At 49.5% G+C, this 24,312-nt stretch carries 24 protein-coding genes and 1 pseudogene; 16 read left to right on the top strand and 9 right to left on the bottom strand.

Translation table 11 applies throughout. The annotated features are described in order from the left end of the window. Window positions 1-11 precede the first annotated feature (11 nt). The 8 genes from argF (at window position 12) to def (ending at window position 8,678) form a co-directional block, all read left to right on the top strand. Window positions 12-962, top strand: a complete 951-nt coding sequence (gene argF / locus NST20_RS07755) for an ornithine carbamoyltransferase (RefSeq protein ID WP_342400369.1) — start codon at window positions 12-14, stop codon at window positions 960-962. A 73-nt stretch (window positions 963-1,035) separates the two neighbouring features. Then, window positions 1,036-2,250 (top strand): argininosuccinate synthase, encoded by a 1,215-nt coding sequence (locus NST20_RS07750; RefSeq protein ID WP_342400368.1) that lies wholly within the window; start codon window positions 1,036-1,038, stop codon window positions 2,248-2,250. Between the two features lie 186 nt (window positions 2,251-2,436). Further along, window positions 2,437-3,819, top strand: a complete 1,383-nt coding sequence (gene argH / locus NST20_RS07745; RefSeq protein WP_342400367.1) for an argininosuccinate lyase — start codon at window positions 2,437-2,439, stop codon at window positions 3,817-3,819. A gap of 248 nt (window positions 3,820-4,067) precedes the next feature. Beyond that, window positions 4,068-5,252 (top strand): LL-diaminopimelate aminotransferase, encoded by a 1,185-nt coding sequence (locus tag NST20_RS07740; RefSeq protein WP_342400366.1) that lies wholly within the window; start codon window positions 4,068-4,070, stop codon window positions 5,250-5,252. Window positions 5,253-5,459: 207 nt separating this feature from the next. Further along, a complete protein-coding gene (locus NST20_RS07735) occupies window positions 5,460-5,687 on the top strand; it encodes a FeoA family protein (RefSeq protein ID WP_026104754.1) in 228 nt (75 codons plus the stop codon). After that, window positions 5,687-7,681, top strand: coding sequence for a ferrous iron transport protein B (gene feoB / locus NST20_RS07730; RefSeq protein ID WP_061566791.1), 1,995 nt, complete (start codon window positions 5,687-5,689; stop codon window positions 7,679-7,681). Before NST20_RS07735 ends, feoB begins: the two co-directional genes overlap by 1 nt. A gap of 17 nt (window positions 7,682-7,698) precedes the next feature. Further along, window positions 7,699-7,878: a FeoB-associated Cys-rich membrane protein gene (locus NST20_RS07725; protein WP_013859419.1), complete on the top strand. Its 180-nt coding sequence runs from the start codon at window positions 7,699-7,701 to the stop codon at window positions 7,876-7,878. 218 nt (window positions 7,879-8,096) lie between these two features. Next, window positions 8,097-8,678, top strand: coding sequence for a peptide deformylase (def, locus tag NST20_RS07720; protein WP_013859417.1), 582 nt, complete (start codon window positions 8,097-8,099; stop codon window positions 8,676-8,678). Between the two features lie 44 nt (window positions 8,679-8,722). Here the strand turns inward: def and NST20_RS07715 are convergent, their stop codons facing one another. Further along, complete coding sequence (locus NST20_RS07715) at window positions 8,723-9,043, bottom strand: MerR family transcriptional regulator (RefSeq protein WP_019721358.1); 321 nt, start codon at window positions 9,041-9,043, stop codon at window positions 8,723-8,725. A 362-nt stretch (window positions 9,044-9,405) separates the two neighbouring features. Here NST20_RS07715 and NST20_RS07710 point away from each other — a divergent pair, with 362 nt between their 5' ends. From NST20_RS07710 to NST20_RS07700, 3 genes are all read left to right on the top strand, one after another. Further along, complete coding sequence (locus NST20_RS07710) at window positions 9,406-10,101, top strand: C39 family peptidase (RefSeq protein ID WP_342400365.1); 696 nt, start codon at window positions 9,406-9,408, stop codon at window positions 10,099-10,101. Window positions 10,102-10,361: 260 nt separating this feature from the next. Beyond that, on the top strand, window positions 10,362-11,048 hold the full coding sequence (rpiA, locus tag NST20_RS07705) for a ribose-5-phosphate isomerase RpiA (protein WP_019721356.1): 687 nt from the start codon (window positions 10,362-10,364) through the stop codon (window positions 11,046-11,048). A 52-nt stretch (window positions 11,049-11,100) separates the two neighbouring features. Then, window positions 11,101-12,288, top strand: a complete 1,188-nt coding sequence (locus NST20_RS07700) for a DHHA1 domain-containing protein (protein ID WP_340702638.1) — start codon at window positions 11,101-11,103, stop codon at window positions 12,286-12,288. Window positions 12,289-12,445: 157 nt separating this feature from the next. On the opposite strand, the gene NST20_RS07695 is transcribed toward NST20_RS07700, so the two are convergent. Beyond that, window positions 12,446-13,627 (bottom strand): NAD(P)/FAD-dependent oxidoreductase, encoded by a 1,182-nt coding sequence (locus NST20_RS07695; protein ID WP_237349313.1) that lies wholly within the window; start codon window positions 13,625-13,627, stop codon window positions 12,446-12,448. Window positions 13,628-13,661: 34 nt separating this feature from the next. Next, entirely contained in the window at window positions 13,662-14,111 is a 450-nt protein-coding gene (locus NST20_RS07690; RefSeq protein WP_013859411.1) for a DUF1641 domain-containing protein, read from the bottom strand. 578 nt (window positions 14,112-14,689) lie between these two features. On the opposite strand from NST20_RS07690, the gene proB reads away from it, so the two are divergent. Further along, on the top strand, window positions 14,690-15,784 hold the full coding sequence (proB, locus tag NST20_RS07685; RefSeq protein WP_029142589.1) for a glutamate 5-kinase: 1,095 nt from the start codon (window positions 14,690-14,692) through the stop codon (window positions 15,782-15,784). After that, window positions 15,785-17,032: a glutamate-5-semialdehyde dehydrogenase gene (locus NST20_RS07680; protein WP_342400364.1), complete on the top strand. Its 1,248-nt coding sequence runs from the start codon at window positions 15,785-15,787 to the stop codon at window positions 17,030-17,032. Between the two features lie 63 nt (window positions 17,033-17,095). Here the strand turns inward: NST20_RS07680 and NST20_RS07675 are convergent, their stop codons facing one another. Genes NST20_RS07675 through NST20_RS07665 form a run of 3 tightly spaced genes read right to left on the bottom strand, consistent with a single transcriptional unit; the run spans window position 17,096 to window position 19,084 of the window. Beyond that, window positions 17,096-18,160: a permease gene (locus NST20_RS07675; RefSeq protein WP_017550431.1), complete on the bottom strand. Its 1,065-nt coding sequence runs from the start codon at window positions 18,158-18,160 to the stop codon at window positions 17,096-17,098. Further along, window positions 18,148-18,372, bottom strand: a complete 225-nt coding sequence (locus tag NST20_RS07670; RefSeq protein WP_265115288.1) for a hypothetical protein — start codon at window positions 18,370-18,372, stop codon at window positions 18,148-18,150. The genes NST20_RS07675 and NST20_RS07670 overlap by 13 nt, the downstream gene beginning before the upstream one ends. Then, window positions 18,365-19,084, bottom strand: a complete 720-nt coding sequence (locus NST20_RS07665) for a YfcE family phosphodiesterase (RefSeq protein WP_342400363.1) — start codon at window positions 19,082-19,084, stop codon at window positions 18,365-18,367. Before NST20_RS07665 ends, NST20_RS07670 begins: the two co-directional genes overlap by 8 nt. A 202-nt stretch (window positions 19,085-19,286) precedes the next feature. Between NST20_RS07665 and selD the strand changes: the two genes are divergently transcribed. Together selD and mnmH are read left to right on the top strand one after the other, a co-directional pair. After that, window positions 19,287-20,336, top strand: a complete 1,050-nt coding sequence (gene selD / locus NST20_RS07660) for a selenide, water dikinase SelD (protein WP_342400362.1) — start codon at window positions 19,287-19,289, stop codon at window positions 20,334-20,336. 34 nt (window positions 20,337-20,370) lie between these two features. Continuing rightward, window positions 20,371-21,417, top strand: a complete 1,047-nt coding sequence (mnmH, locus tag NST20_RS07655) for a tRNA 2-selenouridine(34) synthase MnmH (RefSeq protein ID WP_342400361.1) — start codon at window positions 20,371-20,373, stop codon at window positions 21,415-21,417. 83 nt (window positions 21,418-21,500) lie between these two features. Here the strand turns inward: mnmH and NST20_RS07650 are convergent, their stop codons facing one another. Both NST20_RS07650 and NST20_RS07645 read right to left on the bottom strand, forming a co-directional pair. Beyond that, window positions 21,501-21,911, bottom strand: a complete 411-nt coding sequence (locus NST20_RS07650; RefSeq protein WP_342400360.1) for a hypothetical protein — start codon at window positions 21,909-21,911, stop codon at window positions 21,501-21,503. 102 nt (window positions 21,912-22,013) lie between these two features. After that, window positions 22,014-22,288: pseudogene (locus NST20_RS07645) on the bottom strand (FAD-linked oxidase C-terminal domain-containing protein); the annotation flags it as partial. Between NST20_RS07645 and NST20_RS07640 the strand changes: the two are divergent. After that, window positions 22,281-22,637 (top strand): MaoC/PaaZ C-terminal domain-containing protein, encoded by a 357-nt coding sequence (locus tag NST20_RS07640; RefSeq protein ID WP_342400359.1) that lies wholly within the window; start codon window positions 22,281-22,283, stop codon window positions 22,635-22,637. The pseudogene NST20_RS07645 and the gene NST20_RS07640 sit on opposite strands and share 8 nt — an antisense overlap. A 35-nt stretch (window positions 22,638-22,672) precedes the next feature. Here the strand turns inward: NST20_RS07640 and gndA are convergent, their stop codons facing one another. Continuing rightward, on the bottom strand, window positions 22,673-24,085 hold the full coding sequence (gene gndA, locus NST20_RS07635) for an NADP-dependent phosphogluconate dehydrogenase (protein WP_342400358.1): 1,413 nt from the start codon (window positions 24,083-24,085) through the stop codon (window positions 22,673-22,675). Between the last annotated feature and the right edge of the window lie 227 nt (window positions 24,086-24,312).

Genomic DNA, 24,312 nt, shown 5'->3' with positions numbered 1-24,312 from the left:
GGAAGATACAGATGGCGACAATGGCCCGTACGAAAAAGAAAGATTTTTTAACAATCGGCGCGCTGCAGGAAGAGGAGCTGTACGATCTGCTCCAGGAAGCGGCCGTCTTAAAAAAAGCGCATAAAGAAGGGAAGGAGACCCCGTATTTAAAAGGGAAAGTGCTCGGGATGATTTTTGAAAAATCATCCACGCGCACCCGGGTTTCTTTTGAAGCCGGCATGTTCCAGCTCGGCGGCCACGCCCTTTTTCTGAGCTCGAGAGACATCCAGCTCGGGCGCGGCGAGACAATCCATGACACGGCAAAAGTGTTGTCCCGTTATGTCGACTGCCTGATGATCCGCACATTCGCGCACGAAACCATCGAATCTTTTGCGCGGCACGCAGATGTCCCCGTGATCAACGGGCTGACCGATCTGCACCATCCGACCCAGGTTTTGGCCGATTTGCTGACCATTCAGGAATATAAAGGGAAGCTTGCCGGGCTTAAAATCTGCTACCTCGGGGACGGCAATAACAATATGTGCCACTCATTGCTTGAGGGGGCGGCAAAGGCGGGCATGCATATGTCCGTCGCTGCCCCGGAAGGATATTTGCCGAATGCCGGCATTCTTGCTGGGGCTCAAAAAGAAGCTGCCCGAAAAGGGGTTTGTATTGAAATGGGCCAAAACCCGGAAGAAATGATCCGAAATGCCGATGTGGTCATCACCGATGTGTGGGCCAGCATGGGGCAGGAAGGCGAAACGAAGAAACGGCTCGAAGATTTGCAAGATTATCAGGTAAATGAATCATTATGCAAACTGGCAAAAAAAGATTTTCTTTTCCTCCACTGCCTGCCAGCCCACCGCGGCGAAGAAGTCACGGAGGCGGTCATTGACGGCCCGCATTCCGTGGTTTTTGACGAGGCGGAGAACCGGCTCCATGCCCATAAAGCCATTTTAAAAAAACTACTGGAAAATTTTTAATGAATCCGATATAATGGGTGTATAAAAATTCAAATTCAATATTATTTATACAAAGAGGCAGGGAGAGAGAAAAATGGCAAAGGAAAAAATTGTATTGGCCTACTCAGGCGGTTTGGATACATCCGTATCGATTAAATGGATTCAGGAAAAATACGGCTATGATGTCATTGCCCTTGGCATTGACATCGGCGAAGGCAAAGATTTAAATGCGATCCGCCAGAAAGCGCTGAATGTCGGCGCAATCAAAGCGGTGATCATAGACGGGAAAGAAATGCTTGCAAAAGATTATATATTGCCGGCATTAAAGGCAAATGCGCTCTATGAAGGAAAATACCCGCTGTCTTCGGCGATCAGCCGCCCGCTTATTTCGAAGCTTTTGGTGGATGTCGCGGAACAGGAAGGCGCCGTTGCCGTGGCACACGGCTGTACCGGAAAAGGGAACGACCAGGTCCGTTTTGAAGTGTCCGTCCAGGCGCTCAACCCGAACTTGAAAGTCGTTGCGCCTGTCCGTGAATGGGGCATGACCCGCGATGAAGAAATTGCCTATGCGGAGAAAAACAATATTCCGATTCCGGTAGACTTAGATAACCCGTTTTCGATTGATGCCAATATATGGGGAAGAGCGTGCGAAGCCGGCGTCCTTGAAAATCCTTGGAACGAAGCGCCGGAAGCGGCATTTGACTGGACTGCGCCGGTCGAAATGGCGCCGGATGAGCCGGAATATATTGAAATTACGTTTGAAAAAGGTGTCCCGGTTGCCTTAAACGGCAAAGTGATGGGCCTCGTCCAAATGATCGAAGAGCTGAACTTGACAGCCGGCAAGCACGGCATCGGCAGAATCGACCATATTGAAAACCGCCTTGTCGGGATCAAATCGCGTGAAGTATACGAAAACCCGGCTGCAGTCGTGCTGATCAATGCCCATAAAGAACTGGAATTTTTAACACTGCCGCGTGAAGTGACACAATTTAAAACAACGGTGGAACAACAGTTGACCAAAATCATTTATGAAGGGCTCTGGTATTCGCCGCTCAAGGCCGCGCTCGATGCGTTTGTGGAGGAAACACAGAAAACTGTAACCGGCACGGTCCGCGTGAAACTGTTTAAAGGCACCCATACGGTAGTGGCAAGAAAATCCCCGTACAGCCTGTATAATGAAGAACTGGCAACCTATTTGAAAGGCGATTCGTTTGACCATAATGCCGCAGTCGGCTTCATCAAACTGTGGGGGCTGCCGACAAAAGTATTTGCCGAAATCCAGGAAAACGGGAAAGTGTTAAATCAATAAGCAATTTGGCCGCTGTCTCTGATGCTAAATCAGCAGCACGGCAAATTTCAAGGTTGGAACCGGCCCGTTCAAGTATTTTTCGCTTGTTTGCCGAGGCGGGAGAAGTCAGAAAAATATCCGGAAGGCTGTGGCGGTTCGCCGTGCAGCCTTCATTTTTTAATTCTATTGCAGCAGGAGGAAATGACATTGTCAAAGCTATGGGGCGGACGTTTTACAAAGGAAACGAATCAGCTTGTTGAAACCTATACAGCGTCGATCGGATATGACCGAAGGCTTGCTTTTGAAGATATTGAAGGGAGCCTTGCCCATGTCCAAATGCTCGGCGAATGCGGCATTTTGCCTGAAAAAGATGTGGAACAAATCAAAGCAGGGCTTCATAAAATTGCCGAAAAAATCAAAAACGGAGAAGCGGCATTTACAGTTGAGAATGAAGATATCCATATGAATATCGAAAAAATGCTGATGGATGAAATCGGCCCTGCCGGCGGGAAGCTGCATACAGGGCGGAGCCGGAATGACCAGGTGGCGACCGATATGCACCTGTATGTCCGGAAAACGACAAAAGAAATGATTCGCCTGATTTCACTCGTCCAGGAAGCAATTGTAACGAAAGCAAAAGAAAACAAAGAAACGATGATGCCCGGTTACACCCATCTGCAACGGGCGCAGCCGGTGTTGTTTGCCCATCATCTTCTCGCTTATTTTTGGATGCTGGAGCGCGATAAAGAGAGATTTTCAGACAGCTTGAAGCGGACGGACTGGCTGCCGCTCGGTGCCGGGGCGCTCGCCGGGACGACTTTTCCGATTGACAGGGAACGGACGCGCGAACTGCTCGGATTTTCCCGCATTTACCCGAACAGCCTAGATGCTGTCAGCGACCGCGACTTTGTGCTTGAATTTTTGGCGAATGCCGCCATTTTGATGGTCCATATTTCCCGTTTGTCGGAGGAACTGGTGCTCTGGTCAAGCCAGGAATTCCAGTTTATCGAGCTCGATGATTCTTTTTGCACCGGGTCGAGCATCATGCCGCAAAAGAAAAATCCCGACGTGCCCGAACTTTTGCGCGGGAAAACGGGAAGGGTGTTCGGGAACCTCATCGGGCTTTTAACCGTCCTGAAAGGGTTGCCGCTTGCCTACAATAAAGACATGCAGGAAGATAAAGAAGGTATTTTTGATACGGCTGATACGCTTGAAGGAGCGCTTAAGCTGCTTGCGCCGATGATTGAAACGATGAAAGTGAACCGGGAGAAGATGTTCCGGGCTGTCTCGAACGATTACGCGAATGCAACCGATATTGCCGATTATTTGGCGAAAAAAGGGCTGCCGTTCCGTGAGGCGCATGCGGTGATCGGGCAGATTGTCCTCTATGGCATTCAGCACGGCAAATATTTGCTTGACTTGACACTGGATGAATATCAGTCGTTCAGCTCGCTTTTTGAAGCCGATATTTTTGAAGTGCTGAAACCGGAACATGTTGTCAAAATGCGGAACAGCGCCGGGGGAACAGGCCATGCACAAGTGGCGGCACAGCTTCAGATGGCGGAAAAACAACTCCGCACACCGGATTGAACAAGCGGCTCTTTGATACATGCAAGCGTGGCTGCGGGATCAAAAGCACAAGAAGCGGGCGTTCTTAAACAATCGCCCGGCTTTTTAACCGGGCCGGATCCTTCGCTTCCAACCTGTAACTGTATGATAACAGCTCCCGGGATGCCGGAAATTGTGGTATAATAAATGATTATAAACGAATCTTATGCTGATGCATCCTGGAACAGGCACACAAAGCCTTGAGGCCGGGAAATTGGGAGGAAAAGCTTTTGGTTGACACTGCAAGACGCATGAACCAGTTACCGACGTTGATTTTCAATGAGCTTTTGGCGTACAAAAAGAAAAAAATAAAAGAAGGCAGCCGGATGATTGACTTAAGCATCGGGAGTCCCGATCAGGCGCCGCCTGCTTTTGTAATGGAAGAAATGGCCCAAAATGCAGCCGACCCGCGCCAATACGGGTATACAATTTCCGGGATCGGGGCTTTCTACCAGGCGGCGGCCCGTTATTACGAACAGTTCGGGGTGAAACTGGATCCTGAACACGAGATCATTCAGCTTGCGGGTTCTCAGGACGGCATTATCCATCTTCCGCTCGTATTTTGCAACCCCGGTGATATCATTCTTGTTCCGGATCCCGGTTATACAGCCTATGAATCAGGGGTGAAACTGGCGGAAGCCGTGCCTTACCCGATGCCGCTTCTGGAAGAGAACGGTTTTATGCCGGATTTGTCAAAAATTCCGGAAGAGGTCGCGAAAAAAGCGAAAATGATGATGCTGAATTTTCCGGGCAACCCGATTCCGGTGCTTGCTGAGAAAAAATTTTTTGAAGAGGCCGTCCGGTTCGCAAAACAATATGATCTCGTGGTCGTCCACGATTTTGCCTATTGCGAACTCGTCTTTAACGGGAAAAAGCCGGTCAGTTTCCTGTCCGTCGCCGGGGCAAAAGATGTGGGGGTTGAATTTAATTCCTTATCGAAAAGCTTTAACTTGGCTGGGGCACGGATCGGTTTTCTGGCAGGGAACCGGGAAGTGATCCGGCTGTTTGCCCAAATGAAATCGCATATGGATTACGGCATTTTTGAACCGGTCCAAAGGGCGGCTGCCGCTGCTTTGGCAAACGGCAGGGAATTCGCACGCCGGAATGCTGCGCTGTATGAGAAAAGAAGGGATTTGTTTGTTTCCGGATTATCCCGGATCGGCTGGGAAATCCGCCCGTCTGATGCCACGATGTTTTTGTGGGCCAAAATCCCGGAAGGCAAAAAGTCCCTCGCTTTTACATATGAACTGATGGACAAAGCCGGCGTTGTGGTCACGCCAGGCAACGCCTTTGGCCCCCACGGCGAAGGATATGTCAGAATCGCGCTTGTACAGGATGAAGAAAGGCTCATGGAAGCTGTCCGCCGCATTGAAAAAAGCGGCGTGCATATGCCGCAAAAAGCGGGACTCCTTTAAGGGGCCCGCTTTTTGCATGTGGTGGCGGACAAGCCGGCTGTCAATGAATATTATGTGAAAAGTTTCACATAAATGTATGAAAATTTTCCGGGTTCCCTGAAAATGAGGTAGACGCCCGCGAATAAATGCGGTATGATAGGAATATAGAATGATAATCATTATCAATGAACAGACTCTATTTCTCGATCTGTCTAGGAGGGGCATACCATGGTCTTGACCGAACTGAAACCCGGAAGCAAAGGCATTATTACAGATTTATCAAGCATTGATCAAAGTATTCAAAGGCGCCTTCTTGATTTGGGTGTGCTTGAAGGCCGGGAAGTTTGTTATAAATGCGGATTGCCTTTCGGCGGGCCTTGCATGCTTGAAGTCAGCGGGCAGTGCATCGGCATCCGCAAAAAAGAAGCGATGCGGATCCACGTGGAGTGTTTATAATGCAGGTCGCTTTATTTGGAAACCCCAATACAGGAAAAACATCACTCTTTAATGAGCTTACCGGATCTTATGAATATGTTGGAAACTGGACAGGTGTCACCGTTGAAAAAAAGGTGGGCCAGCTGAAGGAAAATGCCGGGATGCTGATTGATTTGCCCGGTATTTATGCTTTGAACCCGCTTTCCAAAGATGAAGCGGTGGCATCGAGATTCTTAATTGAGGAAGACTTCACATCTGTTTTGAATATCGTGGATGCTTCCCAGCTCGCACGGAACCTGCATTTGACCATCCAATTGATGGAGTACGGAAAGCCGGTTCTGATCGGGCTGAATATGATAGATGTTGCAAAATCGCGCGGCATGAAAGTGAACGACCATTCGCTTGCAGAAGGCCTGGGCATTCCGGTCGTGCCGATTATTGCAAGGACAGGAAAAGGATGCAGGGCCATATCGGAACAGATGCAGGAAAAGGCGGTTGCACCGGATTTCCGTATTGATTACGGCGATGATTTGGAGCATGCGGCGGCCTATCTTATGGACCGGTTGCCGGATTTCCGGTCATTGGACAAACGCTGGCTAGCGCTCCAGTTTTTGGAAGGAAATGAAGTGATCCGCCAAATTCCGGCGTTTGCCAATGTAAGGGCGGAACTCGAAGATTTTTGCGCGGGCGTGGAGCGCAGGCTCCGTGCCGCCAACCCGCATACCTCCATTAAACAGGAAATGTTTAAAAAGCGGCAGCAATTTATTGACCGGCTGATTGAAACCGCTGTTGAAAAAACGGCGGCAGAAAAGAAAACGCTGACGGAGAAAATAGATGCGGTCGTCACGAATAAATACCTTGGCGTGCCGATCTTTCTCGTGATGATGTATTTGGTATTTTGCATTACATTCAACTGGCTCGGCACCCCTTTGTCGGATTGGCTTGACAAGTTTTTTTCAGGCCCGCTGACAGCCTGGATTGAAGCGGGGCTGAAAGAAGCGGGGGCAACGCCGTTTATCCGTGATCTGGTGTTAAACGGGATTGTGGCAGGGGTTGGCGGCGTTCTCGTTTTTGTGCCGCAAATTTTTGTTTTGTTTTTCTTTATCTCGGTGATTGAAGATTCCGGGTATATGGCGCGGGTAGCCATGGTCATGGACAGGGTGATGGAATCAGTCGGCCTGAACGGAAAAGCGTTTATTCCGCTGATTATCGGTTTCGGCTGCAATGTGCCCGGCGTCATGGCGGCAAGGACGATTGAACAGCCGAAAGAGCGGCTGTTAACGACGCTGTTGACCCCGCTCATGTCCTGTTCTGCCCGGCTTTCGGTCTACAGTTTGTTTGTCGCGGCTTTTTTCCGCCACCATCAGGCACTTATTGTCCTGTCGCTGTATGTGCTCGGCATTGTCGTTGCGCTTTTGCTTGCGAAAGTATTTTCGATGGTGGTGAAAACGGAAGGCTCTGTTTTTGTCATTGAACTGCCGCCGTACCGCGTGCCGAATGTGCGGAGCTTGTACAGAAGCACATGGGATAAAGGGAAAGGTTTCGTCCGGAAAGCAGGGACCTTGATTTTCGGCGGCACGGTTGCAATTTGGCTCCTTTCGAATGCGGGGCCGGGCGGATTCAATGTGCCTGTCGATAAAAGTTTTATGGCGATCCTGTGCGGATGGATTGCGCCCGTCTTCAAGCCGCTCGGTTTTGGAACATGGCAGGCGGCGGCTGCACTTCTGACCGGTTTTATGGCAAAGGAAGTGGTCGTTTCAACGATGAACGTCCTCTATTTTGTTCCGGACGGCGCATCCCTGGCAGGCGTTATTTCCCATGCCTTTACGCCGCTTTCGGCCTATAGTTTTATGGTATTCATTCTTTTATACATTCCATGCCTTTCGACCGTGGCCATTATCCATAAAGAAACCGGCTCGGGGAAAGTGACGCTTTTTTCGATCGTTTATGCGCTTGTGATTGCTTATTTGATTGCTTTTCTGATTTACAATATTGGGCGGTTCATCGCTTTTTAAAACGGGGGAATGTTCCGATGTTATTCAGTATTTTGATTGGCGTTGTGATTTTTGCTTATGCGGCGTTTACGCTCATCCGTTTTGTCAAAAAAAGCAGGGAAGGGCAGTGCGCTTCCTGTGCACTGAAAGACCACTGCAATACAGCCAGCTGTTGTGCGCCGGATGCCCCATCCCGGGCCAAGGCGGCAAAAAGCTGAAAATACCGGGCCGCTCTTTAAAAGGTGTGCCCGGTTTATTTATAGGCAGGGGTTTCGTTTTGGCGGAAATCCGGCCCGGCGTTCCGTCTGTTTAGATTTTTTTGCTCCGGTATGGTAAGATTAACAATGTCCAAACAGGTATAATGGCAGCCGGCTCCGGGGCCGTCCCGTGCCGGGTAAAAAGAATTTCAGGAAAAAGGCAGATGAGGGTTCAAGCGATGAGCAAATTTAATGATGATTATATGATTACAATGGATGATATCGTCAGGGAAGGCGACCCGATTTTAAGAAAAGTGCTGGATGAAGTGAACATGCCGCCAACTGAGGAAGACAAAGCAGAACTGCGCTGCATGCTCCAGTTTTTAAAAAACAGCCAGGATCCGGAGATTGCCAGCAAATGCAATTTGCGTGCAGGCGTCGGATTGTCCGCAAATCAGATCGGCCTCAATAAAAGGATGTTTGCCGTTTATATTGCGGATGAAGACGGGGAAAAGGCGTACACGGTTTTTAATCCAAAACTGGTCAGCCATTCGGTATCGATGATCTACCTTCCGCAAGGGGAAGGCTGCCTGTCGGTTGACCGGAAAGTGGACGGTTTTGTGCCGCGTTATGAACGGATTAAAGTCAGGGCATACGATTTGGACGGGAATGAAGTGCTCATTAAATTAAAGGGCTATCCCGCGATTGTGTTTCAGCATGAGATGGACCACTTGAACGGGATTATGTTCTATGACCATATTAACAAGGACAATCCGTTCGTGCTTCCTGCAAACACGGATATCCGGAGCTTGTATGAATAAACAGCTTGCGCAAACGGCAGCCTGCACGGCTGCCGTTTGATGCATTATTCTCTTGTGCGGAAATAAGCATTCAGCTGGCCGCGAATGACTTGTTCGCGCATCGTACGTTCATTGTATTTTTTCTCTTTAATATATTCTTTGCGGATTTCCGCAGTCTGGATGCCTTCTTCGCGTTTGTTGGCGATGTCCATCAGGCGTTCGACATCGGTAAACGAATATTTCCGGATGCCTCTGTTTGTCCGTTCCGGGAAAATCAATTTTCTTTCTTCATAGTAGCGGATTCTTCTTTCACTTAAGCCGGTTAATTCACATACCGTTCCGATCGAGATGACTTTCTTTTCCAAGTATGATTCATTCGCTGCCACCTGTGCATCCTCCCTTTGTAAGGTGTTTTTATTAATATATACCAAAAAAGCCGTTAAGACCATCTTTCTGTAAGAAATCCTGACAAGTATTTGCGCATTTTTCGCCGGCACGTGAGATTACATAACAGCAGTCCTTTGATGTCCATTGGGTTGTCCCAAAGCGGAGTTGAGTTCTTTCCAATTTAACCATATAATAATTCAAGACTGGTTTCTCTGCAGGAATAGCGGCTGCCCGCGGCCGGCTTAAAAGCGGGACCGGCATTTGTCCGTGCGCTTCCCCGGCCGGCCGGGGTTAAAATGCATACAGGAAAGAACGGAAGGCGGTGAATGATGCCGCTGTAACCGAAAGGGGAGTAGCACAGATGAAATCATCCCGGCTCATTTTTGCAGCAATCGTATTGATTGTTATGTTGCTCGCCTTAAATGAGTATCTGACCCATAAAGAATTGGCAAAAAAATCCGCGCAAAACAACGCTGCTGCCAAAAAACTGCTCGATGTGCCGCTTATCAGGCAAATGGATGCGCCCCGCCTTTACAACGGCTGCGAAGTGACAAGCCTCGCGATGCTGCTTGCCGATAACGGCTTTCATGTGACCAAAAATCAACTGGCGGAAGAAATCAAATATGTGCCGTTTACCTATAAAAACGGGCAGCACGGCAATCCAAATGCGGGTTTTGTCGGCAACATGGAGGATGGTCCCGGGTATGGCGTGTACCACGGCCCTGTTTTTGAATTGGCCAAAAAATATGCCGGCACAAGAGCGGCGGATTTAACGGGACAGCCCTTTTCAAAAATCCTGGAAAATGTCGAGGAAGGGCATGCTGTCTGGGTGATTACGACAGCCCGGTTTCAGCCGGTTTCTGATTTCAAAACATGGGACACGCCCCAGGGAAGCATTAACATCACATACAGCGAACACAGTGTTGTCATCACGGGGTATGATCTAGGCCATATTTATGTGAATGACCCGTATGGAACAAAAAATAAGCAGCTTGGCCGTGAAGCATTTGAGAAAGCGTGGAAGCAGATGGGCAGCCAGGCCATTGTGATCCGGTGAACAAAAATCCTGACGGAAAACGAGCTTCAAGTTGTTGGATTGCCCTGTAAAGCGCTGCAGCATGCCGCCCGTGAATGCATGTTCGTATAGGGCCTGGCATTTCCGGTTATATTATCCAAAAATGGCCTTTGTACGTGCGTGTTGCCTTCAAACATTGGAAGGAAAGGCGATTTTCTTTATTTTAATTCCATGGCTGTCTGCGCTTTCCTTTATAATTCTTTAAGACTGTAATAAAATCAAAGTAAAGGCAGGTGCAGAGTATGGACGGGAAAAAGATGGCCGGGGAGAAAGCGGCAGAACTCATAGAAGATGGAATGATTGTCGGGCTTGGGACCGGCTCAACCGTTTATTACACGATAAAAAAATTAGGGGAACGGGTGCAAAGCGGCCTGCACATCACCGGGGTGCCCACCTCGCATGCGACGGCAAAACTTGCGCGCGAATGCGGCATTCCAATAGCAGACTTGAACGACACGGCGCAAATGGATGTGACCATTGACGGTGCCGACGAGGTGGACCCTTCCTTAGACGGCATTAAAGGCGGCGGCGGGGCGTTGTTGTTTGAAAAGCTGGTGGCAAAGGCGTCAAAAAGAAATATCTGGGTGGTGGATTCCCGGAAAATGGTTCAAAAACTTGGCGCTTTTCCGCTGCCGGTGGAAGTGGTCCCGTTCGGATACAAGCATTTGGTGAAAACGTTTGAGCGGGAAGGATTAAACCCTGTCCTCCGGATGAAAGAAGGCCGGCCGTATGTAACAGACGGCGGCCACTATATCGTGGATATCCGTCTCCAAACGCCTGATATCGGCGCGTTTGGAGCCTGGCTGGACAGCATAACAGGCGTTGTAGAGCACGGGCTTTTTCTCGGCATTTGCGATCTTGTTGTCATCGGGAAAGGAGGCAAGGTATATACCCGGAACCGGGCGGAGGCAAAGAACGTTACTTTGTGAAAAACATCCGTATGGGAGACCATACAGAAAATTGAATTTCGGAGGAAGATTGATGTATCGTTTATTAACGCATAATGACCTGGACGGGCTTGGCTGCGGGATTCTTGCCAGGCTTGCATTCGGCAAAGACATTGAAATCCAGTATAATTCCATATCCGGTTTAAATCCCCAGGTGGAAGCTTTTTTAAAAAAAGAACATAAAGAAGACATGCTGTGGATTACCGATTTATCGGTCAATGAAAAAAATGCGGAGCTCCTCGATGCCTATGCCGCACAGGGCGGAAAAGTGAAACTGATTGACCACCATAAAAGCGCGCTTCACTTAAATGAGCATGAATGGGCTTCTGTCCAGGTGGAGGAAGACGGCAAACAGACAAGCGCTACTTCTTTGTTTTACCGGTATCTGCAAGCGGAAGGAAAAATCAGCCCGACCGGCGCCATTGACGCGTTTGTCGAACTTGTCCGGCAAATGGATACATGGGAATGGGAACGCAACGGGAATATGCAGGCCAAAAAATTAAATGATCTTTTTTACCTGTATCCGATCGAAGAGTTTGAAGAGATTTTGCTACATAAACTTAGCGGCAGTGAAACTTTTTCATTTGATGATCTGGAAGAAAAGATCCTCGATCTGGAAGAGAAAAAAATCGAAAGGTATATCAATGGAAAGAAGCGGGAAGTCTACCAGGCCGTGATTGACGGTTATTATGCAGGTGTTATCCATGCCGAGTCGCACCATTCCGAATTGGGGAATGCCATTGCAAAAGAATACCCGCATCTCGATTATATCGCCATTTGCATGGTCGGAAAGAAACGGATCAGTTTCAGGACGATTCATGACCATATTGACGTATCGGAAATTGCCAAAAAATACGACGGGGGCGGGCATAAAAAAGCATCGGGGGCTGTGCTGACGGAAGAGGCGTTCCGGCAGTTTGTCATCGAAACGTTTAAAACGGAACCGCTTAAACGCGATTTTGCCCATAATCAGTCCAATATCAAAGGGCAGGAAGCGGGATGTTTATACCAAAACCGCAGTGGGGAACCTATCTTTATTTATAAAGACGCCCAAAAAGGCTGGGAGATCGAAGCAAGAGGCTTAAAGCAGTCTCCTTCTTTTTCCGCCTTTGAAGAAGCGGAAAAATTTGTAAAGCGCCAGTTCCAGGCGTGGCTTGCCCACGATGATGCGTATTTGGAATATATGGACAAAAAGAAAAAAAGAAGCGAAAGCGGTTTGTAAAGCTGCCCGGGTGATGCCGGGCTTTTTTTTTCGTGCTGGGAGAGCCGGTTGCATGCAAATTTGCACGCAGGATGAAGCGCGTCCTGCACTTAGCAAGTTTGCCGGGGAAGAAAGGGGCTTAAAAAAGGCACATCCGCGTTTGGATGCGCCTTTTTCCTTAATATACAAGTGAGAACAACCCGTTGATATGGGCCAGGTAACGGATATTGCTTGCTTCCTTCATGACGGAAGCCGGGAAGCCTTTTAATTGCGTTTGGTTTTCCCCGATAAACGCAATGGCATCTTTTCTGCCGAGGCTTGCAAGCGTACCGGAGTTGACCGGCTGGAATGTTTGCATTTTCCCGCCTTTTAAATAAGCATAAAGATTATAGCCGATCAATTCGCCCATTTGCCATGACATTTGTGCTGTTGGCGGATAAGGGCGTGCGCCTTCTGATGGAAAGACAACCGCGCTGTCGCCTGCAACAAACACATCCGGGTGGGAAGTGGATTGCAAATAGGCGTTTACCGTTGCACGCCCGCGGTTTACTTCAATCCCGGAATTTGCAACGACACGGTTTCCTTGCACGCCGCCCGTCCAGATAAGCGTCTTCGTTTCGATTTTCTGGCCGTCTTTTAATTCCACCACATTGTCCTGGAATTTCGTAACAGGGATGCCTGTGAAAAATTGCACGCCGCGCGCTTCCAAGCTCTTCGTTGCCCGTTCAATCAGATTTGGCGCGAAGTTCGGCAAAATGGAAGGCGCCGCTTCGACACAAATAAGCGAGATTTCGGAAGGGTCGATCGCAAATTTTTTCGACCACCCCGGAACCTTGTCCGCCAGCTCGCCAACCAGTTCAATCCCGGTCAGGCCGCCGCCGCCGACAACAAATGTGGCATCCGCTTTGTTTTTCGTTTTGGCATACTGCTCAAGGCAGGACTCGATATGGGCATGAATGCGTTTCGCATCGTCCACTGATTTTAACAGAAAGCTGTTTTCTTCAAGGCCCGGAATGCCGAAGAAAGCTGTTTCGCTGCCGAGTGCGACAACGAGCACATCGTAATTCAGCTTAAAGCCGCTTCCGAGCGATACTTCTTTCGAATCAGGCGAGATTTTTGTGACTTCATCCACCTGAACGTCGACATCTTTACCTTTAAACAGTTTTCTGAGCGGAAGCGATACCCGTTTTTCAGAAACGCCGCCCGCCGCCAGACGGTGCAGTTCCGTAATAATTTGATGGTCCGGCACACGGTTTACGACTGTGATTGCTGCATCGTCTTTTGACAAATATTCACGCGCTGATAACGCAGATAACAGGCCGCCGTAACCGGCCCCTAAAATGACAATTTTTTTACTCATATGGATCCCCCGTTTTCATTAGTTCTCATTCACCTTACTGCTGTTTGCTGCGTTCTTCCGCGACTGCAAGATAAGACTGCAGAAAACGGAACAGCTTCTGGGCTTGTGGATCTTTCAGCAATCTTAACAGGCCGAACAATCCGATCGTGTCTGTGGACGTCTCGGCACGGTCCTTTGCTTCAATCGCGGTTTGGGCAAGCCCCTTTGCTTTCTCGGCAACGGGATCCAGAAAACCTTGAAATCCGCCTTTAAAATCATTGATCAGCACTTTATCTGTCATTATGGATTGCGCAAAATCATAGGTTTTGTTTAAAATTGTGACCAGTTCGGCCATTTTCGGCAGGCTTTCAACCAACACCGTCAAAGATTGCTGGATTTCCGGATCCAATAATTGATCCAGCAAATCTTTCTGTGCGACTGCCGTTTCCGGGGTTACTTCTGGTTTTTCTTCAGGATTGCCTTTTTGAGCTGAAGTTTCTGCCATCTCCTATTTCTCCTTTTCTGATGGAATTCCCACACATATGTAGATACAAAAAATATACAGGTTCCCTGATTCCCCCCCTCCTGTTTGTGAATTTCCTCCCATAATTACGCATACTAAGATTCACAAAGAAAGGTGATGAAACCTCATATATGATTAGTATATCAAATTTTCACTGTATAGGAAGTAATTTTCTTTCCAATTTCGGGGAAAATCCGCATGCAAGCTTATTTTTTGTCCCGGCTTCTCGGGTTATGCATAGCAAAATATTTTGCTTGCATTTCTTCCGGTGCTGTTGTAAGATAATTAAAAATACTGAACGTGAACGAAGGAATAGTAGGCGGATTACCCCTGCGCAAGAGAGCGGCGCCCACAGGCTGAAAGGTGCTGCAGCAGGCGGCCTGCCAAACCTGCCTTCCGGGTCCCGGAAAACCGGGCGCAAAGCTTTGCGTTATCAAAAAAGAGCGGGGCGCAAGTGTGTCGCCCAAAAAAGGTGGTACCGCGAAAAGCAAGGCCTTTTCGTCCTTTTTACAGGGACGGGAAGGCCTTTTTGTTTACCCTTTTAGAAGGAGAGAAATGCCATGGAGAAAAACAGAGTCGTAGTAAAAATCGGAAGCAGTTCTTTAACAAATGACGCGGGGGAAATTGATGAACAGAAGTTTGCCGACCATATCGGCGCCCTTGCGGCATTGCGCAGAGCCGGGCATGAGGTGGTCGTCGTTTCATCCGGCGCTGTCGCGTGCGGGTTCCGGCTGCTCGGTTACCCGGCGCGGCCCGTCACGTTAAAAGGGAAGCAGGCTGCTGCTGCCATCGGCCAGAGTGTGCTCATCCAGCGGTACAGGGAAGCGCTTGGTGGTTACGGCTTAATACCGGCGCAAATTTTGTTAACCCGGAAAGACTTTTCCACAAAAGACCGGTACCATAACGCTTATTCAACGATAACAGAGCTTTTGCGCCGCGGCGTCATCCCGGTTATCAATGAAAATGATTCCGTATCGGTCTCAGAACTCACTTTCGGCGACAATGACATGCTGTCTGCGCTCGTCAGCGGGCTTGTCCACGCTGGGTACCTCATTATTTTAACGGATGTAAACGGGCTGTACAGTACAAATCCAAAATACGACCGTTGTGCACGGCGCATTGATTTTATCGATAACATCACGCCCGAGATGATGAAAATGGCTGGAGGCGCCGGTTCGAAAGCGGGAACCGGCGGCATGCTGTCAAAGTTGAAAGCCGCAAATACAGCGGTATCCCTCGGCGTCCGGGTGTTTATCGGTACGGGAAAAGGGCGCGGTAAACTCGTCAAGATACTCGAAGGAAAAGGGGACGGCACGTATATCGGAGCCGCCCGCCCGGCTGTAAAGAGCCGGAAACAATGGATCGCGCTGTTTTCGGAAAGTGCCGGAAAAATATACATTGACCGCGGCGCGGAACAGGCTTTGCTGCAAAAAGGGAGCAGCCTGCTTCCGGCAGGCATTCAAAAAATTTCCGGAACATTCCAAAAAGGCGATGTCGTGGACGTCTACGGCGCAAAAGGGCTGCTTGGAAAAGGGGAAGTGCTTTACGGTGCGGATGAGTTGTTGCACGTGCTCATGAAGCCTGGCGGGCGGGCAGCAGAAGAAGTCATCCACCGCGATCACTGGGTGCCTTTAAACAGAAAGGGGCTGGGTTAAATGTCTGAAGCCGCAGAAAAAGGAAAAAAAGCGAAGAATATCAGCATGGCGCTTGCCAAAAAGACAACGGAAGAAAAAAACAAAGCGCTTTTGGCGGTTGCCCGTGTTTTGCTTGAGGACCGGGAAACGATCATTTCCGAAAACAAAAAAGACCTCAGGAGCGGGAGCCGGGCGGGCCTTCCGGAAAATATACTTGACAGGATGATGCTTAACGAGAAGCGGATCCATGATATGTCAGAAGCGGTCCGGCTGCTTGTGAAGTTAAAAGATCCGGTCGGGGAAACAGTCGAAGAAATCAAGAAAGAAAACGGGTTGCTGATCCTCAAAAAGAAAGTGCCGGTCGGTGTCATCGGCATGATTTACGAAGCGCGCCCGAATGTTACGGCCGATGCTGCCACGCTTGCGATCAAAACGGGCAATGCAGTCATTTTAAGGGGCAGCTCGTCTTCCATCTGCTCAAATCAGGCGCTCGTCTCTTCCATTCACCGCGCATTGGCGGAGACAGGCTTTCCTGAAGATGCCGTTCAGCTCATCGAAGATACAGGCAGGGAGGCGGCAACAGAAATGTTCCACCTGCGCGATTATCTCGATGTGCTGATCCCGAGAGGAGGGAAAAAGCTGATTGATACCGTTGTCCGCGAAGCTTCCGTGCCGGTGATTGAAACCGGGGCAGGCAATTGCCATTTATATATAGACGAAACAGCACAGCCGGAAATGGCCGTCCGGATTGCAGTCAATGCAAAAACGCAGCGCCCATCCGTCTGCAATGCCATCGAAACGCTTTTAATCCATGCGCAGTGGCTCGCCCGACACGGCGAAAAGCTGCTTAGCGCACTGGCGGAAAAAGGGGTGGAGATTTACGGGGATGAGCCGGTGCAGAAAATTTTTCCGGCTGCAAAAAAGGTGGCGGAAGAGGATTGGTATTGCGAATACCTCGCGCTTAAAATCAGCATCAAAACGGTCGAAGATACAGATGAAGCGATCCGGCACATCAACCATTACGGCACAAAACATTCAGAGGCGATTGTAACAGAAGACGGGGCCCGGGCGGAACATTTCATGTCCATGGTGGATGCCGCCTGTGTGTACCATAATGCGTCCACCCGTTTTACAGACGGTTTTGAGTTTGGATACGGGGCGGAAATCGGCATCAGCACCCAGAAACTGCATGCCCGCGGTCCGATGGGGCTGGATGCCTTAACCTCCACAAAATATTGGATATACGGGAGCGGGCAAATCAGGGAATGAATACAAAACGGCGCGGCCATCTGGCCGCGCCGTTTTGTTCAAATGCTCCGGGCAATCGTTTGGTTAAAAAAACATTCCACATAACCCTGCCGCAATGCCGACCACAACACAGGAGGCGGCAACAAACAGAAGGATTTGTTTTGAAAACGACCGGCCAACCATGATTAAGGAAGGAAGGCTGACGGCCGGAAGCGTCACAAGCAGTGCGCTGGCCGGGCCTGTCCCGAGCCCGAAAGCCATCATCGTCTGGACAATCGGAATTTCAGCCGCTGTCGGGATGACAAACAGCATGCCGGCAAATGCAAGCAGGATCACCGCCGTGATGCTGTTTCCGGCATGCTGGCCGAATGCCGGAAACAGCCAGAAACGGGCCGCGCTTAACACAACAACCGAGAGCAAATAAGCCGGAACAAGATACAGGATCATATTTCCGGCGGCCTTTCCCCATCTCAGGAAAAAGGACCCGTTGTTTTCTCCGGCATCCGGCCCGAACTGGCGGATGTCCACCGGTTGTTCATTTTTCACGAGCCGGCCCGCCAGCCAGCTGACCCCGAACGTCATGATAAGCCCCGCCACGATGCGGAGAAGGGTAAATTTCCATGACAAGACAAAAGCCATGAAAATCAGCGTTGCCGGATTCAACATCGGGTTGCCAATCCAAAAGGCGAGTGCCGCAGGTGTGGACGCTTGTTTTTTGCGCAGCCCGACTGCAATCGGCGCAGCACAGCATGTGCACATCATGCCGGGAATGGCGCTCGCACCGGCAATAACCGTACTTCCAAATGACGTTTTGCCGAGCACTTTAAGTAGCCACGCAGAAGGCAGGAGCACCTGCACGAGCGAACCGAGCAAAATGCCGAGCACGGCCGCTTTCCAAACAGCCTGAAAATACGCGGTCACATATTGGAAAGTGCCATCCCATGAAAATGATGCCGATTTGCCCGGATCCCCGAGAATCGATGTACCGATGGAGTGCGTATGGGCGGCAAGCAAAGATTTCTCATAGTACGGCCACCATTTTACATAAAAAAGACCTAATCCGGCAATAACGAGAAACAAAACGGCAAGCCAGGCCGCCTTTTTCCCGGATTGCTGTTCAGGTTTTGCTGTATGATTTACAACAGCCACAGCAACAATATCTCCATTTCTATGACAGTAAAATTTATACCAATTGTTAATGATAACATAATAAGGTGAAAAAATAAATGGCGAGTGATGCCAATGGCTGTCTCTTTTTTGGCATGGGGCTGCTGCGCTTTTTTATGCTCTCCCGTGAAAAATTTCACAAAAACTTCTGCCGAAAAAAACCCCCGGTTAAAACCGGGGGCGGGTTCAATCATTTTTTGCCCGGGTTAAAATGTCGATCAGCTTGTCTTTGTTCGGGTAATCAGAAGCTTCAAATAGCCCGATCGTCTTTCGCACATCGTAGGAAACGCGGACATTGGAAACCTGGTAATCGTGATCGCCAATTTCCACCATCGCATAAGAGGCTTTGGCGATCCCGTCAAACGGCAGGCCGACACTGCCGAGATTGACAAACGTTTTGCCATCAAACGTGCGGATAAACGGCAGGTGGATGTGCGCATATAAATAAATATCCGCGTCTTCCTGCATTAACTTCTCATTCAACTTGCTGTTTTCGCTATCCGGTGGCACATTTTCAAACAAACTGTACGGGGTGGCGTGAAATCCGTGAATTTTAATGCCGCCGTATTCGTATTTTACCTCTTCGGGAAGCTGGTGCAGCGACTCCACTGCATTTTGTTCCATCCGGGAAACCGTCCAGTCCCGCTCCCGGTTCATCATTTCATAAGCCTTTTCCGGCACTTCGTTCATGCTGACGCCCCTGTACACCCATTCATCGGCATTCCCTTTAATCACTTTCGTTTTTAAAGCCATCACCATCTCATATGCCCGTTGCGGTTCAGGACCGCGAAAGCAAAGATCACCAAGGACAAAAATTTTATCGGCCCGCTTTTGTTCAATATCTTCCAGCACGGCTTCAAGCGCATGCGCATTGCCGTGGATATCGGATATAAATGCCAGTTTCAATGCGATCACCTCAAAAATTGGTTTCCTTTATTATACCATAACGGGTTGCGGGTTTATCCCGGCCTGCCTGGTTTCACCACTGAGGCCCGTTTTCAGCGCCCTCTGCAAGCGGGCGGAGCGGAAGAAAATGCAATTTGCCGCGAAGTGGTCTATAATGGTACAAGGATCAGACATGCTTTAAGAAAGGTCAGGTTGATGCAATATGGCACAATCAGAAAAAATAAAATTGACTTCACTGACGACAAAGGGCGGATGCGGATGCAAAATCGGCCCGGCGGATTTGCAGCAGGTGATGCGGACACTGCCACCGAGAGTCCAGGATCCGAATTTGCTGGTCGGGCTCGATACGAACGATGATGCTGGCGTTTACAAGCTGACGGATGATTTGGCGATCGTGCAGACAGTCGACTTCTTTACACCGATTGTCGATGACCCTTATGCATTCGGCCAGGTGGCGGCGGCAAACGCGGTCAGCGATATTTATGCAATGGGCGGCACGCCGCTGACTGCGCTGAATATCGTTGCTTTTCCGATCCATACCCTCGACAAAGCCATTCTTGCCGATATATTAAAAGGCGCCGGTGACAAGTGCAAAGAAGCGGGGGTAACTTTAGCCGGCGGGCATTCGATTGATGACCAGGAGCCCAAATTCGGGATGGCGGTGACCGGCACGATACACCCGGCAAATATCCGCACAAATGCAGGGGCAAAGCCGGAGGACAAGCTAATTTTGACGAAACCGATCGGGGTCGGGATTTTGACCACTTCCATTAAACGGGATTTGTTAACAGAAGAAGAAATAACACGCGTGACCAATGTCATGGCTACCTTAAATAAGAAAGCGGCTGAAATTTCCCGGGATTACACCATCCATGCTTCGACCGATGTGACCGGGTTCGGGCTTTTGGGCCATGCATCCGAAATGGCGCAGGGAAGCAAGGCAGGGCTCCGTATTTACAAAGACAAAGTGCCGGTGCTGCCGCGCGTGCGTGAACTGGCGGAAGCGGGCGCTGTTCCGGGCGGCACAAAAAATAATTTTGCCCATATTGAAAATGTCGTCGACTTCCCTGAAGGTATGGACCAAATAGATAAATGGATTTTAAGTGATGCGGTCACATCAGGCGGCCTTTTGCTTTCCGTTGCCGGCGATGAAGCGGAACAGCTGCTTGAAGAACTTGTAAAATCAGGGGTGGAAGCCAGCCTGATCGGCGAGGTTGTCCCGGAACATCCCGGCCGTATCAAAGTGCAATAGTCCCATCAGGAACCATTAGAAAGGCGGGAAATATTTGTTTCAAGACATTACCATTGAAGAAGCAAGAAAACGGATGGAGAAAAAGCAGCTCACATGGGTGGATGTCCGTTCCCCTTCCGAATACCGGAACGCAACGATTCCGGGGAGCGTGAATATCCCTCTATTTAATGATGAAGAACGGGCGGAAGTGGGGACGATTTATGCTCAAGCTGGCAACCGTGCTGCGAAAGAACGCGGGCTTGAAATTTTTTCGAAAAAGTTGCCCGGTTTTATCCAGGCTTTCCGTGAAATAGAAGGGGAAAAAGCGGTATTTTGCTGGCGCGGCGGAATGCGGAGCAAAACAGCAGCAACCGTTTTGGATCTGATGGATATTCATGCCTACCGGCTCCAGGGGGGCTACCGCGCCTACCGGAAATGGGTGACAGGCCTGCTTGAAAATATGGACTTTCATCCGGTTACGTATGTGCTGGGCGGCTATACAGGCACCGGCAAAACGTATATGCTCCAGGCGCTTGCTTCGGAAGGCTATCCGGTCCTTGACCTGGAAGGCATGGCCAATCATCGCGGCAGTATTTTCGGGGATATCGGTCTCAGCGCCCATAACCAGAAAACGTTCGATGCTTTGCTGGCAGAGCGCATTTTACAATTGAAAAATGCGCCGTATGTGCTGATGGAAGCGGAAAGCAAAAGAATCGGAAAAATCGTGGTGCCGGAATTTTTGATGGAGAACAAAGCGCGCGGAACGAAGATTATGATTGAACTGCCGGTGGAAGAACGGGTCCGCAATATTTTGGATGATTACCGGCCGTGGGAGAACAAAGAAGCATGCATCCGTGCCTTTCAAAGCATCAAAGAACGGATTCACACGCCGGTTGCAAAAGAAATCGAGAAAGATTTACAGACGGAACGGTACCATGAGGCCGTAAAATGGCTGCTCGAATATTATTATGATCCAAGATATGACCATTCGCTCGGAATAGAGGAGACAGAAAGGGTGAAAACGATCCGCGCCGGACATACCGATGAAGCGCTCGGCCAATTAAAAGAAATGTTAAAAACAGCCGACCTTCCGTTGCACTGAGCAATGGCAGGCCGGCTGTTTACATGTATCGCGGCGGATTTATTTGGATAGCCTTTTGGTTTTGGCTCGCGGGCATGCCCCGGTCAGCAATGACAATCTCTGCCTGCCATGCCCGGATAATAGCCGTGCATCATTCCCGGGGCCATGCCCATTCCCGTACCCGCATACCCGGGATAACCCGGCATTTGTCCATATCCGTAACCGGTGCCTGGGTAACCCGGCCCCATCGGCATCCCCATGTGCTGGCCGTACCCCGGCATGCCGTACATGCCCGGATACATCGAAGTTGCGGGATGCTGCCCCGGATACATTTGCCCAGCCGTCGGATATTGCCTTGCCAAACCGCCTGATGCTCCCATCTGGCCCATTTGCCCCATTGAACCGTAATGCATCATATCCATATCATCATCATAATAAGGCTGGCTTCCCCCTGTAAAGCTTCCAAAATGCCCTAACCCCTGAGATTGCGGATAATTTCCATATGTTTGTTCCATCTCAACCCACTCCTTTTCGGTGTTCAACATTAGAGTATGTAGATCAGGGCGCATGGTTATAGACATTTGCCCCAAAAGGTGAAAAAAATGCGGGCAGAAGCCTCAAATAAAGATTTTACCGGGGTTTAAAATATGGTTTGGGTCAAACAGGTCCTTGATTTTCTTCATTGTGCCATAAGCGGGTCCGTGTTCTTCACGCTGATATTTTGCCTTTCCAATCCCGACGCCGTGTTCGCCTGTGCAAGTACCGCCCTTTGAAAGCACAAATGACACAATATGTTCATTTAACGCCCGGGCCTGCCGGATTTCATCTTTCCCATATCGATCATTAAAATGACATGATAATTGCCGTCGCCGACATGGCCGACAATGCCGCCGGTTTCAAGGCTGGACTTCATCAAGTACGCCGGTGCTTCCGGCGACTTTAACCCGGTCCATACGATCGATGAAGCAGCAGAAAAAGCCGGTCTGCCCGGCATTATTGCCCACGGGATGTGGACAATGGGAAATCTCGGAAAGCTGTTTACACCGTATGTTGGCGAAGGATTCATCGAAAAATTTAGCGTGCGTTTTGCGGGCATGGTTTTTCTAGACGATCGCTTGACACTGTCGGCAACGCTGAAAGAAGCGCAAGGCGCCCGGCAAACGTATGAAGCAGTGGTGGCCAATCAAGACGGGGGAAAAGTGATCAAAGGCGAAATCGTGTTCAAAATGTACGGAGAGTAAAAAAATCCCGCCAGGTGCGGCGGGATTTTTCTGAATTATAACTCAAGCCATTCCGTATGGAAGATGCCTTCTTTGTCAACGCGCTGGTACGTATGGGCACCGAAATAGTCACGCTGGGCCTGTAAGAGATTGGCAGGCAGCACTTCCGAACGGTACGAATCGTAATAGGCAAGCGCTGCGGACAAAGCCGGCACAGGTACGCCGAAGCGGACAGCTGTCGCGATGACTTCGCGCAACGCATCCTGGTAGCTTTCCACGATTTCCTTGAAATACGGGTCAAGGAGCAGGTTTTTCAGATTGCGATCGCGGTCGTACGCATCTTTGATTTTTTGCAAAAATTGCGCGCGGATGATGCAGCCCCCGCGGAAAATCATCGCAATTTCACCGTAATTCAAATCCCAGTTATATTCTTCCGAAGCGGCCCGCATTTGCGCAAAGCCCTGGGCGTAAGAACAAATCTTGCTCATGTACAATGCTTTTCTGACCGCTTCAATGAACGCTTTTTTGTCTCCTGAAAAAGCGGGTTTTTCAGGCCCTTTTAGCAATTTGCTTGCCGCTTTCCGTTCTTCTTTCATGGCCGAGATAAAGCGGGCGAATACGGACTCCGTAATCAATGGCAGCGGAACGCCGAGGTCAAGCGCGCTCTGGCTCGTCCATTTGCCTGTCCCTTTTTGGCCGGCCGTGTCCAAAATGACGTCGACAAGCGGTTTGCCGGTTTCCGGGTCTTTTTTTGTAAAAATATCAGCGGTAATTTCGATTAAATAACTGTCGAGCTCGCCTTTGTTCCAGTCGGCAAAAACTTCATGCAGTTCATTCGCGCCAAGGCCGAGGATATTTTTGAGCAGATTGTAGGACTCTGAGATGAGCTCCATATCGCCGTATTCAATGCCGTTATGAACCATTTTCACATAATGGCCGGCACCATCCGGACCGATATAGGTTGTGCACGGTTCACCGTTTACTTTAGCAGCAATGTCCTTCAAAATCGGTGCAACAAGGTCGTATGCTTCTTTTTGCCCGCCAGGCATGATCGAAGGGCCTTTCAGCGCGCCTTCTTCGCCGCCCGAGACGCCGGTGCCGATAAAATGGATGCCGAGTGCGCTTAATTCCTTATTGCGGCGCTGTGTATCTTTAAAGAAGGTGTTGCCGCCGTCAATCAGGATATCGCCTTTGTCGAGAAACGGTTTTAACTGCTCGATCGTGGCGTCGGTTGCTTCGCCCGCTTTTACCATCAGCAGGATTTTCCGCGGTTTTTCAAGCGAATTGACGAATTCTTCCATTGTAAAATATCCGAAAATATTTTTTCCTTCTGATTCTTTTAACATTTGATCGGTTTTTGAACGGGAACGGTTGAAAACCGAAACGGTGTAACCTTTGCTTTCAATGTTCCACGCAAGGTTTTTCCCCATGACGGCCAAACCGATGACGCCGATTTGCTGTTTTTCCAATGTAGACACCTCAACATGATTAGATTGTAAAGTCTTTCCTTTGCGCGCAGGTGGCTGCAAGCAAAATGGAAGTCTTACATTATTGTACCAAATATCTCCTGTTATTATAAAGAAAAAGACAGCCTGGCCGGAAAATATTTATATTTTCCGGGAAAGAAGTGTCCGTGTATACGATTTCCGATGAACGGGGACCTCCGGGAAAGCGCGCCTGTTGGGATTTTTTAAAG

The sequence above is a fragment of the Weizmannia sp. FSL W8-0676 genome (assembly GCF_038593015.1).
In the GTDB taxonomy this organism is placed as follows: domain Bacteria; phylum Bacillota; class Bacilli; order Bacillales; family Bacillaceae_C; genus Weizmannia; species Weizmannia coagulans.
This window is presented reverse-complemented; position numbering and strand designations above follow the sequence as displayed.

Coding starts and splice junctions, on each gene's coding strand:
- NST20_RS07710 (WP_342400365.1), top strand. CDS start 9,406: ATGAAATCATCCCGGCTCATTTTTGCAGCAATCGTATTGATTGTTATG.
- NST20_RS07725 (WP_013859419.1), top strand. CDS start 7,699: ATGTTATTCAGTATTTTGATTGGCGTTGTGATTTTTGCTTATGCGGCG.
- argF (WP_342400369.1), top strand. CDS start 12: ATGGCGACAATGGCCCGTACGAAAAAGAAAGATTTTTTAACAATCGGC.
- proB (WP_029142589.1), top strand. CDS start 14,690: ATGGAGAAAAACAGAGTCGTAGTAAAAATCGGAAGCAGTTCTTTAACA.
- NST20_RS07640 (WP_342400359.1), top strand. CDS start 22,281: ATGCCGCCGGTTTCAAGGCTGGACTTCATCAAGTACGCCGGTGCTTCC.
- NST20_RS07695 (WP_237349313.1), bottom strand. CDS start 13,627: ATGAGTAAAAAAATTGTCATTTTAGGGGCCGGTTACGGCGGCCTGTTA.
- NST20_RS07670 (WP_265115288.1), bottom strand. CDS start 18,372: ATGATTGAACCCGCCCCCGGTTTTAACCGGGGGTTTTTTTCGGCAGAA.
- def (WP_013859417.1), top strand. CDS start 8,097: ATGAGCAAATTTAATGATGATTATATGATTACAATGGATGATATCGTC.
- rpiA (WP_019721356.1), top strand. CDS start 10,362: ATGGACGGGAAAAAGATGGCCGGGGAGAAAGCGGCAGAACTCATAGAA.
- NST20_RS07750 (WP_342400368.1), top strand. CDS start 1,036: ATGGCAAAGGAAAAAATTGTATTGGCCTACTCAGGCGGTTTGGATACA.
- selD (WP_342400362.1), top strand. CDS start 19,287: ATGGCACAATCAGAAAAAATAAAATTGACTTCACTGACGACAAAGGGC.
- NST20_RS07700 (WP_340702638.1), top strand. CDS start 11,101: ATGTATCGTTTATTAACGCATAATGACCTGGACGGGCTTGGCTGCGGG.
- NST20_RS07650 (WP_342400360.1), bottom strand. CDS start 21,911: ATGGAACAAACATATGGAAATTATCCGCAATCTCAGGGGTTAGGGCAT.
- feoB (WP_061566791.1), top strand. CDS start 5,687: ATGCAGGTCGCTTTATTTGGAAACCCCAATACAGGAAAAACATCACTC.
- NST20_RS07735 (WP_026104754.1), top strand. CDS start 5,460: ATGGTCTTGACCGAACTGAAACCCGGAAGCAAAGGCATTATTACAGAT.
- NST20_RS07690 (WP_013859411.1), bottom strand. CDS start 14,111: ATGGCAGAAACTTCAGCTCAAAAAGGCAATCCTGAAGAAAAACCAGAA.
- NST20_RS07680 (WP_342400364.1), top strand. CDS start 15,785: ATGTCTGAAGCCGCAGAAAAAGGAAAAAAAGCGAAGAATATCAGCATG.